Origin of the sequence: Streptomyces sp. NPDC048197 (genome assembly GCF_043202395.1) — a bacterium.
GTDB lineage: Bacteria > Actinomycetota > Actinomycetes > Streptomycetales > Streptomycetaceae > Streptomyces > Streptomyces siderophoricus.
In genome coordinates, this window is record NZ_JBIDAJ010000011.1 from 216,462 (window position 1) to 228,612 (window position 12,151).

Genomic DNA, 12,151 nt, shown 5'->3' on the forward strand with positions numbered 1-12,151 from the left:
AAAGAGACACCATGGACGCCCGCTTCACCGCCCTGCTGCAGCCCTTCCTCAAGCCCGCCGGCCCCGGCGGCACCGCCCTCACCCCCCCACACCGACCTGCGCAAACTCGGCGTCGACTCCATGCAGGCCATCGAGCTGCTGTTCGCCGTCGAGGACACCTTCGGCATCTCGCTGCCGGACGAGGAGCTCAACGACACCACCTTCGCCACCGCCGGCAGCCTCTGGAACGTGATCGCCGCCCAGCTGCCCCAGGGCACCGGCGACGTACCGGCCGGCCAGGAGACCGCATGACCACCGAGCCCGCCACCCGCCCCCCGCTGGACCTGACCGACCGTCTGGCGGCCGTCACCGAGGCCACCGAGGAACACCTGGCCCGCACCGACCGCGCCGCGCAATTCCCGGTGGCCGCACTGGACGCGCTGCGCCGCACCGGCCTGCTCGGACTGCTCGTACCGGCAGCCCACGGCGGCCTCGGCGGCACCGTACGGGACCTGGCGGCCGCCGCTCAGACCCTCGGGCGCAGCGACATGTCCGTCGGCATGATCTTCGCCATGCACTGCCAGCAGGCGGCGGCCCTGGTGCGGTACGGGAACGAGCGGCTGCGCAAGGAGGTGCTGCCGCGGATCGCGGCGGGCGAGTGCTATCTCGCCTCCGTCACCACGGAGGCCGGCAAGGGCGGCCATCTGCTCAGCGCCCAGGCCCAACTACAAGCCGAAGAAGGCGAGTTGGTGGTGGAGCGGTTCGCGCCCATCGTCACCGGCGGCGGCCACGCCGACGGCTTCCTGATCACCATGCGCAGCCCCGGGGCCGACGCCTCCGCCCACGAGGTGACGCTGGTCTACGCCGACCGCGACCAGCTCGAGCTCACCGCCTCCGGCGACTGGCAGCCGATGGGCATGCGCGCCGGCCACAGCGCCGCACTCACCCTGACCGGACGCGTCCCCGGTGACCAAGTCGTCGGCGACGCAGGGGAATTCCACCGGATCGCCACCACGGTCTTCGGACCGCTGGCCCACCTGGGCTGGTCCGCGGTCTGGCTCGGCACCGCCGCCGGGGCGCTCTCCCGCGTACTGCGCCTGCTGCGCAGCCCCGCCGGCCGGGCCCGCTTCGACCTCACCTCCGAGCTCCTCCTCACCCGGATCGCCCGGTCCCGGCAGCGCCTCGACACCGTGCACGCCCTGCTCCAACGATCCCTGCACACCGTGGAGTCCGGCGCCGACCTGTCCGCACCGGCCCGCCAGCTCCAGCTCAACGCGCTGAAGATCACCGCCTCCGAGGAGTGCCTGGCGGCCGTCGACGACCTGATCACCGCGCTCGGATTGCGCCACGGCTACCTCAAGGACTCACCCACCCGGCTCGAACAGGCCCTGCGCGACCTGCGCTCCGCGCCGCTCAACTACAGCAACGACCGGCTGCACCTCGCCGACGGCCGACTGGCACTGCGCGACCAGGCGGTGAGCTTTGCCTGACCCCCGCTACGCCCCGCTCGACGCACTGCCCCGCACCGCGTCCGGCGCCCAGGTCTGGGCCGCACTCGGCGGCGCCGGCCTGACCGCCGGCGCCTACCGCGACCGGCAGCCCGGCACCGGCATCGACCCGGCCGGCCTCGCCGACCTGCTCACCGCCGTCGACGCCCGCTTCTCCGTCGCCGCCACCCTGTCGGTCAGCGTCCAGCTGGCCACCGCGCTGCCCCTGCTCGCCACCGGCCGGGCACCGGCCGCCCGGCAGGCCCTTGCGGGTGCGCTCACAGGCCGGGCCACCCTCGCCCTCGCCGCCACCGACGTCACCGCCGGCACCGACCTCACCGCCCTCCGCACGGAACTGCGCATCGAGGATGACGCCCTCGAGGTGACCGGCGAGAAGAACTGGATCGCCAACACCACCACCGCCACCCACTTCCTCGTCCTCGCCCGGCACCGCCCGGGGCGGCACTTCACCCACTTCACCTGGGTCCTGGTACCGGCCGACGCACCGGGCGTCACCGTGCGCCCCGCCGACTCCGCCCTGTTCGCCGACTCCGGCGCCGGCCACGTCACCTTCGACGGGGTACGGCTCGGCCGGGACCAGGTGCTCGGCCGCGTCGGCTTCGGACTGCCGCTCTTCGCCCGCCACATCGGCACCGAACGGCTGGCCGGCGCCCAATGGGGCGTGGCACTGTGCCGCCGGGTGCTGGCCGACACCCACCGCCACCTCACCGGCCGCCCGCACGGCGACGGCACCCTGTGGGACCTTGACCCGGTCCGGCAGCGGTTCGCGTCCTGCCTGCTGAGGGTCCGCGAACTGCACGCGCTCGGCGGTGAGTTGGCCGACCAGGTGGCGCTGCGGCACGACGCCACGGCGGCCGCCACCCTCAAAGCGGCCGCCGGCGCCACCGTCCACCACGTCCTCGGCGACTGCGCCCAGCTGTGGGGCGCGGCCGGCTTCACCACCGGAGGAATCCAGGAAGTCCGCGCCCAGGCCGCGCTCTTCGGCATCGGCGGTGGCGCCGACGAGGTCGTCCTCGGCACCCTCGCGGACGCCGCCGAGGACCTGCTGGCCGCCCTCGAACGGCCGGGCACCCTGCCGTGACGGCCCCGATCGAGGTGGCCGGTGGAGTCTGGGTGACCCTCACGACCGCGGACCGCGCCGCCGCCAGCACCCACCGGGACGACCGGCGCCGCGCGGCCGCCCTGCCCGAATGGCGGGCCCGTGAATTCCTCGCCGGCCGCGGGCTGTTGCGGCAGCTGCTGGCCACCGTAGGGCCCGGCCCGGCCGGCGCCGAGATCGTCCCCGACCGGCGCGGCAAGCCGTGGCTGCGCGGGCACCCCGACCTCGGCATCAGCGTGTCCCACAGCCGGGGCGCGCTCGCCGCCGGGGTGGCGCTGGGGCGCGCCGTCGGCGTGGACGTCCAGCGCCCGGACCCCGCCGTCCGCGCCTCCTTCGCCCGGCGGCTGCTCGGTACGCACGCCGGACGGCTCACCGCACTGCCGCCGGCCCTCGCCGCCGAGGAGGTCGCCTGGGTGTGGACCGCCCAGGAAGCCTGCGTCAAGGCCGCCGGACGGGGGCTCGCCGGGCGCCCCTGGACCATCGACGTCCCGCCCGGCGCCCGCTCGGGCCGCTGGCGCGGCTACCGCTGGCTGAGCCTGCGCGACCACTCCAGCACCCCGCTGAGCTGCGCGTTCGCCCTGGCCGCAGACGCGCCGGACCCGCCCGCAGGCAGGCCCGACACCCCGGCCCCAACCCCCCGCCCCACTCCTTGGAAAGGCGCACGGTGAGCATCCCCGCCGCACGGCACACCCTCCTCGACTGGTTCGCGGCCACGGCCGCCGCTCACCCGGACCGGCCCGCGCTGGAGACCGGCGACACCACGCTGACCTACGCCCGTCTCGCCGCCCGCGCCGACGCCCTCGCGGCCGCGCTGCTCGACCGCCTCGGCGGGACACCGCCCCGCCGGGTGGGCCTGCTGGCCGGCCGTACCGCCGTCGCCTACGCCGGATACCTCGCCGTACTGCGCCTCGGCGCCACCGTCGTCCCGCTCGGCCCCGCCTTCCCGGCCGAACGCAACGCCCGCATCGTCCGCGCCGCCCGGCTCGACGCCGTACTCTCCGACGGGACCGCCGCCCGGCCCACACCGCCGGACGTGCCCCTGGTCACCCGCACCGACGCCGAACTGCCGCAGCTCCCCGCCGCACCGCTCCCCGCCCTGCCCGCCGCCCGCCCCGACGACCTCGCCTACCTCCTCTTCACCTCCGGCTCCACCGGCGTCCCCAAGGGCGTCCCCATCCGGCACCGCAACGTCTGCGCCTACCTCACCCACGCCGTCCCGCGCGCCGCCGCCGGCCCCGGCGCCCGCTGCTCACAGACCTTCGACCTCACCTTCGACCCGTCCGTGCACGACATGTTCACCACCTGGGGGAGCGGCGCCACCCTGGTCGTCCCGTCCCGCGACGACCTGCTCGCCCCGGTCCGCTTCGTGGCCCGGCACGCCCTCACCCACTGGAACTCCGTACCGTCGGTGGTCTCCCTCGCCCAGCGGTTCCGCGCCCTGAAACCGGACAGCATGCCGACCCTGCGGCACAGCATGTTCTGCGGTGAACCGCTGACCCTCCAGCAGGCCGCGGCCTGGCACCGCGCCGCCCCGCACAGCCGGCTGGAGAACGCCTACGGCCCCACCGAACTGACCGTGACCTGCACCGCCTACCGCCTGCCGCCCGACCCCGCCGACTGGCCGTCCCCGGCCAACGGCACCGTCCCCATCGGCACCCTCTACCCCGGCCTCCAACGTCGCGACCACCACGGCGAGTTGTGCGTCCGCGGCGCCCAGCGCTTCCCCGGCTACCTCGACCCGGCGGACAACACCGGCCGCTTCCTGGCACCCGACGGCTCCCCCCACGACCCGGCCGCCCCGCTGACCGACGACCACTGGTACCGCACCGGCGACCGCGTCACCCCGCTGGACGCGTCCGCCGCCCCGGCCGGCGACGACCACCGGCCGCTGGTCCACCTCGGCCGCGGCGACCAGCAGGTCCAGGTGCACGGCTACCGCGTCGAACTCGGCGAGGTCGAGGCCGCGCTGCGGGCCCTGCCCGGGGTCCGGGAGGCCGCCGTGCTGCCCCGGACCACGCCCGGCGGCGTCGAACTCACCGCCGCCTACACCGGCACCGCGGGCACCACCGCCGACACCCTCCACGCGGCCCTGCGCGACCGGCTCCCCGCCTACATGGTCCCGGCCACCCTCACCGCCCTCGAAACTCTCCCGCTCAACGCCAACGGCAAGACCGACCGCGCCGCGCTCGACGCGCTCCTCCCCGGGGCGCCGGACCGCGCTCCGTGACCAGGCACCCGGCCGTCAAGGGTCGGGCAGGTCGAGGCGGCGGGCCGTGCCGGGCGCGATGAGGAAGGAACGGTCCCGCAGCCGGACCCGGACCGGCGGCAGGTCCGACTCCGGCACGGCGATGCCCACCTGCTCGGCCCGGATCCGCAGATCGACGTCCCAGTGCCGGCGGTAACGGATCCGCACCGCGAACTTCGACAGCTGCGGCAGCGGGGCCGGATCCAGCCAGAGGGCCTCCTCCCGGGTCTCCAGCCCGGTCAGACCGCGCTGCACCAGATCCAGAGTGCCGGCCATCGCGCCCAGGTGGATGCCCTCCGCGGTCGTACCGCCCTGGACATCGGCCACGTCCCCGGTCAGCGCCTCCTCGCAGTACGCCCAGGCGTCGGGCCGCTGGACCCGGGCCAGCACCCAGGCATGGGCCAGCGCACTCAGCGTCGAGCCGTGACTGGTCCGGCTCAGGTAATAGTCCACGGTGGCGTGCCAGAGGTCCTCGTCCAGCGGATACCCCAACCGGCGGAACACCGCGACGAGTTCGGCAGGGGAGAACAGATAGCCGAGCATCAGCACATCCGCCTGCTTGGACGCCTGGTAGCGGTTGACGGTGTCGCCCTCCGCCTCCAGGATCCGGTCCAGCCGCCGGATGTCGCCGTAGCGCCGCCGGTAGCCCTCCCAGTCCAGTTCGGCGAGGTCCCCGTACCCGGCGAACTGGCTGATGACGCCGCGGTGGTGCGGCACGTGCAGCCGGTGCGCGATGTCCTCCCAGCGCTCCGGCTCGTCCGGGGTGAGCTGGATCCGTTCGAAGAGCTGCCGGCGGTGCGCCTCGGGCAGCGTCTCGCACAGCTCCAGGGCCCGCATCAGCACCCAGGCCGCGGTCACATTGGTGTAGGCGTTGTCGTCCACACCCGGCTGCGCCGCCCCCGGATACCCGTCGTGGTACTCGTCGGGGCCGACCACCCCGCGGATCCGGTACCGGCCCAGCCGGGTGTCCCAGGCCGTGGCCGAGGCCCAGAAACGGGCGATCTGCAGCAGCATCTCCGCGCCCTTGGTCCCCAGGAAGTCGCTGTCCCCGCTGGCCTGCCCGTACTGCCAGACGTTGTACGCGATGGCCGAGCCGACGTGGTGCTGCAGCCGCGAGTAGTCGGGCAGCCAGCGGCCCGAGCGCGGATTGAGGTGCAGCTGCTGGGTCTCCTCCCGGCCGTCCCCGGCGCTCTGCCACGGATACATCGCACCGCTCCGGCCGGTCTCCCGCGCCGCGTGCAGGGCGGCCGGCAGCCGCCGGTAGCGGTACTCCAGCAACGCCCGGGAGACCTGCGGCAGATGCAGGTTCAAGAACGGCAGCACGAACAGCTCGTCCCAGAAGACGTGCCCCCGGTACGACTCGCCGTGCAGCCCGCGGGCCGGCACCCCCACGTCGAGTTCGGCGGTGTGCGGCGACAGGGTCTGCAGCACATGGAACAGGTGCAGCCGCAGGATCTGGCCGGCCTCCCCGGGCACCTCCAGCTTCGCCTGCCGCCACAGGTCCGCCCAGGCGCGGCGGTGCGACGCCAGCAACTGCCGGAAGTGCGGCGCCTGGATCACACAGTCGACCGCCGCGCGCCGGGGACTCTCGATCGCCGGGTCGCGGGAGGTGTACAGCGCCACGGTCTTGTCGACGACCGCGGTGCTGCCCGGGCCGACCGGCAGCACCACGGTCTGGAAGGCCCGCAGCACCGTCAGCCGGGTCTGGTGCGCCACGCCCCGGGCCGGCGTGGCCCGCAGCCGAGCCGCCAGCGCCACCAGGATGTCCGAGTCGGTGGTGCGCGAGGTCAGCCACATGGTGTCGGGCCGCTCCGAGCCCGACTCCCAGCCGCGCAGATGCTGATCGGCCAGCCCCCGGTAGCGCGCCACACCGGCATTGCGGACCCCGCCGTCGAGCGCCGCCTCCACCTCGACCGCACCGGCCCACCCGTCGGCCGTGAACGACAGGCGCTGCGCGGCCAGATGTGGCTCGCCCATGTGCACCAGACGGCGCTCCTCCACCCCCAGCCGCCGCCCCGCCTCGTCGGTGTACGCCGAGGAGCGGGTCAGCGTGCCGCCGCGCAGGTCCAGCGTCTGCCGGTGCTCGCCGAGATGGGGATGGTCGGGCGAGAGCCACGGGCCGGGAGCGGCGTCGGCGGGGCAGATCCGGTACCGCAGCGGAAGCCAGTTGGGCATGTTGACCATGTCCTCGTTGTCCACCGACCGGCCCGCCACGGTCGAGGTGAGCCGGTTGTAGCAGCCGGCCACGTACGTCCCCGGATAGTGCACGAGGTCACCCAGCACCTCGCATGCCGCACCACGGGTGACGAAGTAGCCGTTGCCCAGCGCGCACAGCGTCTCCCGCAGCCGCTCGCCCGCCGGGTCATAGCCCTCGTACGACCAGGTCCAGGGGCGCGCCATCAGTCCTCCCCGGCCACCAGCAGCTCGCCGGGGTCGGCCACGACCACGTCGGCGCCGTGCCGGCGCAGGGCCGCCGCGCTGATCCGCCCGCCGGTCCGGTCCACCCCCACCACCAGCCCGAACCCGCCCCGCCGGCCCGCCTCGACACCGGCCAGCGCGTCCTCCACCACGGCGGTGTCCCGGGGCGGCACGTCCAGCCGCCGGGCCGCCTCCACGAACAGCGCCGGGTCCGGTTTGCCGGGCAGGCCCAGCCGGCGCACCTCGTTGCCGTCCACCACGGTCTGGAACAGCGCCAGCACCCCGGCCGCGGACAGCAGCTCGGTCGCGTGCCGGGACGCCGAGACCGCCGCGCACGGCACCCGGGCCCGCCGCAGCGCGTCCAGCAGCCGCACACAGCCGGGCCAGGCCTCGATGGTGTGGGTCCTCAGGCCGGCGGTGAAGAGCTGCTCCTTGCGGGCGGCCAGGGCCCGGACCGTGCCGGAGCCGGGGGCGTCGTCCGGGTCGCCCGGCGGCAGGTCCAGGCCCCGGGACGCCAGGAAGGCACTCGCCCCGTCCAGCCGCGACCGGCCGTCGACGTGCCGGAGGTAGTCCTCCACCAGGTCGAACGGGCGCTGGCCGCCGGTGGCCTCCAGGAACGGGTCGAAGGCGTCCTTCCAGGCCGCGGCGTGCAACCGGGCGGAGTCGATGATCACTCCGTCGGTGTCGAGGACCACGGCCCGCAGCGAGCGCAGGGCCGTGGCGAGCAACGGCGCACCGGTCATCGTGACATCCGTTCGTCGCTGTCCGTCGCCGGTCTTGTCGGGTCCGGCATCGGTGTCCTTTCCATGGCACCACGCCCGGCAGCCACGGGCGCGTCCGGACCTGGCGGGCGCCCGTACGCGGGGTGACGATGGGAGGGCGCACCGGGAGCCGGACGACCGTGAGAAGGGCGGTGGCGGCCATGGAACGGCCCTTGGTCGTGGGTGTCGACGGTTCGGACCCCGCCCTGCGGGCCCTGGACTGGGCGGTGGACGAGGCCGCCCTCCACGGGCTGCCGCTGCGGATCGTGCACGCCTCCACCTGGGAGCACTACGAGCCCCCGGAGTCCGGACCGGACGCCGGCGAACCGCCCGGTGAACAGGTGCTCGCCGAGGCCGTCGCCGGCGCCGCCGTGGAACGCGCCCGCTGCCGCCACGCGGACGTCGAGACCGTGTCCGAGGTGCTGCCCGAGGAGGCGGTCGATGCCCTGCTGCGCGAGGCCCACCACGCCTACGCCCTGGTCCTGGGCTCCCGCGGGCGCGGCGAGATCCTCGGCCGGCTGCTGGGCTCCGTCGGGGTGGCGGTCGCCGCCCGGGCCCGCTGCCCCGTGGTTGTGGTGCGCGGCGACCGGGCGGGGCTCGCGGGAAGTCACCGCAGCATCCTGCTCGGGGTCGGCGAGCCGGCGAAGAGCGCGGAGGCGGCGCGGTTCGCCTTCCGGGAGGCCGAGGCCCGCGGCTGTCTGCTCAAGGCCGTCCGCGCCTGGCGCTGCCCCGCGCACGAACGCAGCGACGATCCGCCGCTGCTCGCCACCCAGGCGCAGAGCTACCACGACGAACAGGCCGCGGAGCAACTCGACGCCGCACTGGCGGAGGTGGCCGCCGAGCACCCGGCCGTCACGGTGCGCCGCACCACCGTCGAGGGCCCGGCGCACAAGGTGCTGGTGCACCGCGCCGCCGCGGCCGACCTCCTCGTCGTCGGCGCGGGCCACCGCCACGGGCACTTCGGGCTGCCGCTCGGCCGGGTCGCCCACAGCGCACTGTGCCACGCCGACTGCCCCGTCGCGGTCGTCCCCGAACGCGCCTGATGCCGCCCCGGTACGCGGCTCCCCTCAGGACTGCCACCGCGGACCGTGCCTTCCCCGAACCGTGCCTCCCCTGGTCCGCGCCCCCAGGTCCGCGTCCCCCCGGTCCGCGTCCCCCCCCGGGCCGTCAGGCGTCCGCCCCGAACGGCGCCAGGGTGTCCCGCTCGGTCCGCCGCCGGACCCGCTCGGTCAGCACGGCCAGCCGGTGCGACACCACAGCCCGCACCGGCTGCGGGGACCGGATCCGCCGGGCCGGCCCGGGCAGCCCGGCGAGGTCGGCGGCCAGCCGCTGCCGGGCGTCCACCGGCCGGTCCCGCGGCACACAGCGCGCGCCCTCCCGCATCAGCGTCACCAGCAGCGGCACGCTGTCCGCGGGCGGCGCCTCGTCGGCCAGCCCGATCACGTCCAGGAAGCCGGGCCTGCGGAACACCTGCTTGCGGCCCGGCGCGGTCACCTTCGCCGCCGACAGCTTCATCACCGGCCGCCCGTCGTACGCCACGAGCTTGTACGCCGAGTCCAGATACGGCGCATCGGCGCTCACCCCCACCCGGGTGCCCACCGCGAAGACGTCGATCGGCGCCCCCGCGGTCACCAGGTCGTGCACGGCGAACTCGTCGAGTCCGCCGCTGGCGACGATGCGGACCTGCGGCAGGCCCGCGTTGTCGAGCATCGCGCGGGCCTGCCGCGAGAGCCGGGCCAGGTCCCCGCTGTCCAGCCGGATCGCGGAGCCGTCCCCGATGCCCAGGGATGTCAGCACCCGGGCCGCCGCGGCCACCCCGGACGCCGTGTCGTAGGTGTCCACCAGGAAGGTCACCGGCCCGGGATGGCAGCGCGCGAACGCGGTGAAGGCCGCCTCCTCGTCCGTGAACGCCTCCACGTACGAGTGCGCCATCGTGCCGATCGCGGGCAGGTCCTCGGCGTGCGCCGCGGCGACGTTGCTGGTCCCGGCGAAACCCGCCATCGCACCCAGCCGGGCCACCGTGTGGGCCGCCTCGATGCCATGGGTGCGCCGCAGCGAGAAGTCCACCACCGGCCGCCCGTGCGCGGCCAGCACACAGCGGGCGCACTTCGACGCCAGAGTGGTCTGATGGCTGAGCTGGTTGAGGACGTACGACTCCAGCAGCTGGGCCTGGGGGAGCGGTGCGGTGATCTCCAGCAGCGGTTCGCCGGCCAGCACCACATGCCCCTCGGGCACCGCCCGCACCTCGCCCGTGAAGCGCATGCCGAGCAGCGGGGCCACATCCTCCGCCGGCCGTTGCAGCGTCTCGGCGAACACCTCGACGTCCTCCTGCCCGACCCGGAACCCCTCCAGATGCGCCAGGACGGTCTCGACGCCCGCCGCGACCAGAAAGCCCCGCTCCGGCGGCAGTTCCCGCACGAAACAGCTGAAGGTCGCCGGCCGCACCATGCCCTCGCGGACGTACGACAGGGCCATGGTCACCTCGTAGAGGTCGGTGAGCGTGGCATCCGACATGGCCGGCTCCTTCCACGACCGGGCACGGTCCGCCACCGCGGCTCAGGCCAGTTGGTCGGTCCAGCCGTAGGCGATGCGGGTCTCGTGCCGCGGCGGTGCGGCCCCGGCGTCCTCCAGGTCGTCGTCCGCCACCCGCAGCAGCTGCCCGGCCAGGTCCCGCAGCGCCCGCCCGGCCGCGATCTCCTCCCCGATCTCCGGCACGTCCCGGTCGTCCGGGCTGCGCCGCGCCGTGCCGTGCCCGGTGAAGGTCGCGGCCCGGGTACGGAGTTCCGCACGGGCCGTGGTCGTGCCACCCTCCTCGACGAGCTGCAGCCGGACCGGCCACTCGACGGTGATCGCCATGGTTCACCTCCGCTTCGGTGCCCCTGTCGTCATCATCCGCCCTTCCCCTCGTACGGCACCACCGCCACCGGGCACGCGGCGTGGTGGACGACCGCCTGCACGATGTGGCCGATCCGCGGCGCGGGCCGCAGACGGCGGTGACGGCGCCCGACCACCAGCAGCCCGGCGTCGGCGGTGTCGTGCAGCAGCGCCGGCGCCGGGCTCTCCAGCTCCACCCGTGCGTCCACCGCCACGTCCGGGTACTTCTCCCGCCACGGAGACAGCGCCCGGGCCAGGTCCTTACGGGCCACCGCGGCCGCCTCCTCGGCCGCGTACGGCTCCACCCCGCCGCCCCGGTTGTACGCGAACGACGGCAGGTGCCGGCCGTGCACGGCACGCAGGGTGACGCCGTGCCGCAGCGCGCAGTCGAAGGCGAAGGCAAGCTGCGGCTCGTGCGGTTCGTGCAGGCCGACCCCCACCACCACGTCACCGCCGCGGCCGGCCACCGCGGCCTCCTGCCGGGTGCGGACCAGGACCGTGGGCGTGGTGGTGCGGGCGATGAGCTGGAGGCCGACTTCACCCAGTACGTACCGCGACACCGGCCCCAGGTCACGCGTGCCCAGCACCAGCAGGTCCGACCGCCCGGCGGCGTCCGCCAGGGCCTCCAGCGGATCCTTGGGCACCAGCTCCCGCTCCAGCGGAAGGTCCGGGTAGCGGGCCCGGACGGTACCGGTCACCTCGTCCATCATCCGGTGGGGCCAGTAGTTCTGGTCGCTCTCCTCGCCCGGCGGCCCGGCGGGCTCCGGGGCGAGCAGCACCCAGGCGTGCAGCAGCCGCAGCCGGGCCCTGCGCAACTGTGCCTCCCGGGCCGCCCACAGAACGGCGGCCGACGACTCCGGCGTACCGTCCACGCCCGCGGTGATGGTCTCCTGCATCGCCTCACTCCTCTCTGGCGGGGGCCCTACCTCTCCAGAGTGCGCCGATCCGCTGCGCTTGGCTTTCTTCCCACGCACCTGGCTGATGCGCCGCGGGGCTCGCTCGCCGTTGCGCTTTGCGGCGCGCCGCACGTACCCGTCTGCGACGCCGCGGGGCTCGCTCTCTGTTGCGCTTTGCGGCGCCCCCGCACGTAGCCGTCTCTCCCGCCGCGGGGCTCGCCGTTGTGCGCTTTGCGGCGCCGCGTACGTACCCGTCTCTCGCGCCGCGGGTGTTGGTCGCCGTTGCGCCTGCGGCGGGCTGGGTGGGTGTCGGGTGCGGTGACGGGCCTCCGGGGCCGGTTGTGTGGACTGCTGACGCTTTACGTCCACAC

Annotated in this window: 11 protein-coding genes; 6 read left to right on the forward strand and 5 right to left on the reverse strand. The window is 75.1% G+C overall.

Features of this window, described 5'->3' with window-relative positions; all coding sequences use genetic code 11:
* The first annotated feature begins 120 nt into the window (after positions 1–120).
* The 5 genes from ACGF4C_RS17780 to ACGF4C_RS17800 are packed head-to-tail and all read left to right on the forward strand — an operon-like array spanning position 121 to position 4,813.
* Positions 121–291: an acyl carrier protein gene (locus tag ACGF4C_RS17780; RefSeq protein WP_393567215.1), complete on the forward strand. Its 171-nt coding sequence runs from the start codon at positions 121–123 to the stop codon at positions 289–291.
* Entirely contained in the window at positions 288–1,469 is a 1,182-nt protein-coding gene (locus ACGF4C_RS17785) for an acyl-CoA dehydrogenase family protein (RefSeq protein WP_393567216.1), read from the forward strand. The genes ACGF4C_RS17780 and ACGF4C_RS17785 overlap by 4 nt, the downstream gene beginning before the upstream one ends.
* Positions 1,462–2,568: an acyl-CoA dehydrogenase family protein gene (locus ACGF4C_RS17790; RefSeq protein WP_393567217.1), complete on the forward strand. Its 1,107-nt coding sequence runs from the start codon at positions 1,462–1,464 to the stop codon at positions 2,566–2,568. Before ACGF4C_RS17785 ends, ACGF4C_RS17790 begins: the two co-directional genes overlap by 8 nt.
* A gap of 32 nt (positions 2,569–2,600) precedes the next feature.
* Positions 2,601–3,254: a 4'-phosphopantetheinyl transferase family protein gene (locus ACGF4C_RS17795; RefSeq protein ID WP_393567219.1), complete on the forward strand. Its 654-nt coding sequence runs from the start codon at positions 2,601–2,603 to the stop codon at positions 3,252–3,254.
* Entirely contained in the window at positions 3,251–4,813 is a 1,563-nt protein-coding gene (locus tag ACGF4C_RS17800) for an AMP-binding protein (RefSeq protein ID WP_393567221.1), read from the forward strand. Before ACGF4C_RS17795 ends, ACGF4C_RS17800 begins: the two co-directional genes overlap by 4 nt.
* A 15-nt stretch (positions 4,814–4,828) precedes the next feature.
* Here ACGF4C_RS17800 and ACGF4C_RS17805 read toward each other — a convergent pair whose 3' ends face one another.
* The gene (locus tag ACGF4C_RS17805; protein ID WP_393567223.1) at positions 4,829–7,231 is read right to left on the reverse strand and encodes a glycoside hydrolase family 65 protein; all 2,403 of its coding nucleotides are present in this window, start codon (positions 7,229–7,231) and stop codon (positions 4,829–4,831) included.
* Positions 7,231–7,992: an HAD family hydrolase gene (locus ACGF4C_RS17810; protein WP_393567225.1), complete on the reverse strand. Its 762-nt coding sequence runs from the start codon at positions 7,990–7,992 to the stop codon at positions 7,231–7,233. Before ACGF4C_RS17810 ends, ACGF4C_RS17805 begins: the two co-directional genes overlap by 1 nt.
* 179 nt (positions 7,993–8,171) lie before the next feature.
* Here ACGF4C_RS17810 and ACGF4C_RS17815 point away from each other — a divergent pair, with 179 nt between their 5' ends.
* Positions 8,172–9,053, forward strand: coding sequence for a universal stress protein (locus tag ACGF4C_RS17815; RefSeq protein WP_393567227.1), 882 nt, complete (start codon positions 8,172–8,174; stop codon positions 9,051–9,053).
* Positions 9,054–9,177: 124 nt separating this feature from the next.
* Here ACGF4C_RS17815 and ACGF4C_RS17820 read toward each other — a convergent pair whose 3' ends face one another.
* The 3 genes from ACGF4C_RS17820 to ACGF4C_RS17830 are packed head-to-tail and all read right to left on the reverse strand — an operon-like array spanning position 9,178 to position 11,780.
* Positions 9,178–10,524, reverse strand: coding sequence for a nicotinate phosphoribosyltransferase (locus ACGF4C_RS17820; protein WP_393567228.1), 1,347 nt, complete (start codon positions 10,522–10,524; stop codon positions 9,178–9,180).
* A 42-nt stretch (positions 10,525–10,566) separates the two neighbouring features.
* Positions 10,567–10,866 (reverse strand): DUF1876 domain-containing protein, encoded by a 300-nt coding sequence (locus tag ACGF4C_RS17825; RefSeq protein ID WP_393567229.1) that lies wholly within the window; start codon positions 10,864–10,866, stop codon positions 10,567–10,569.
* Between the two features lie 32 nt (positions 10,867–10,898).
* Complete coding sequence (locus ACGF4C_RS17830; protein ID WP_393567231.1) at positions 10,899–11,780, reverse strand: universal stress protein; 882 nt, start codon at positions 11,778–11,780, stop codon at positions 10,899–10,901.
* Positions 11,781–12,151 lie beyond the last annotated feature (371 nt).

Coding starts and splice junctions, on each gene's coding strand:
- ACGF4C_RS17780 (WP_393567215.1), top strand. CDS start 121: ATGCAGGCCATCGAGCTGCTGTTCGCCGTCGAGGACACCTTCGGCATC.
- ACGF4C_RS17785 (WP_393567216.1), top strand. CDS start 288: ATGACCACCGAGCCCGCCACCCGCCCCCCGCTGGACCTGACCGACCGT.
- ACGF4C_RS17805 (WP_393567223.1), bottom strand. CDS start 7,231: ATGGCGCGCCCCTGGACCTGGTCGTACGAGGGCTATGACCCGGCGGGC.
- ACGF4C_RS17810 (WP_393567225.1), bottom strand. CDS start 7,992: ATGACCGGTGCGCCGTTGCTCGCCACGGCCCTGCGCTCGCTGCGGGCC.
- ACGF4C_RS17815 (WP_393567227.1), top strand. CDS start 8,172: ATGGAACGGCCCTTGGTCGTGGGTGTCGACGGTTCGGACCCCGCCCTG.
- ACGF4C_RS17820 (WP_393567228.1), bottom strand. CDS start 10,524: ATGTCGGATGCCACGCTCACCGACCTCTACGAGGTGACCATGGCCCTG.
- ACGF4C_RS17825 (WP_393567229.1), bottom strand. CDS start 10,866: ATGGCGATCACCGTCGAGTGGCCGGTCCGGCTGCAGCTCGTCGAGGAG.
- ACGF4C_RS17830 (WP_393567231.1), bottom strand. CDS start 11,780: ATGCAGGAGACCATCACCGCGGGCGTGGACGGTACGCCGGAGTCGTCG.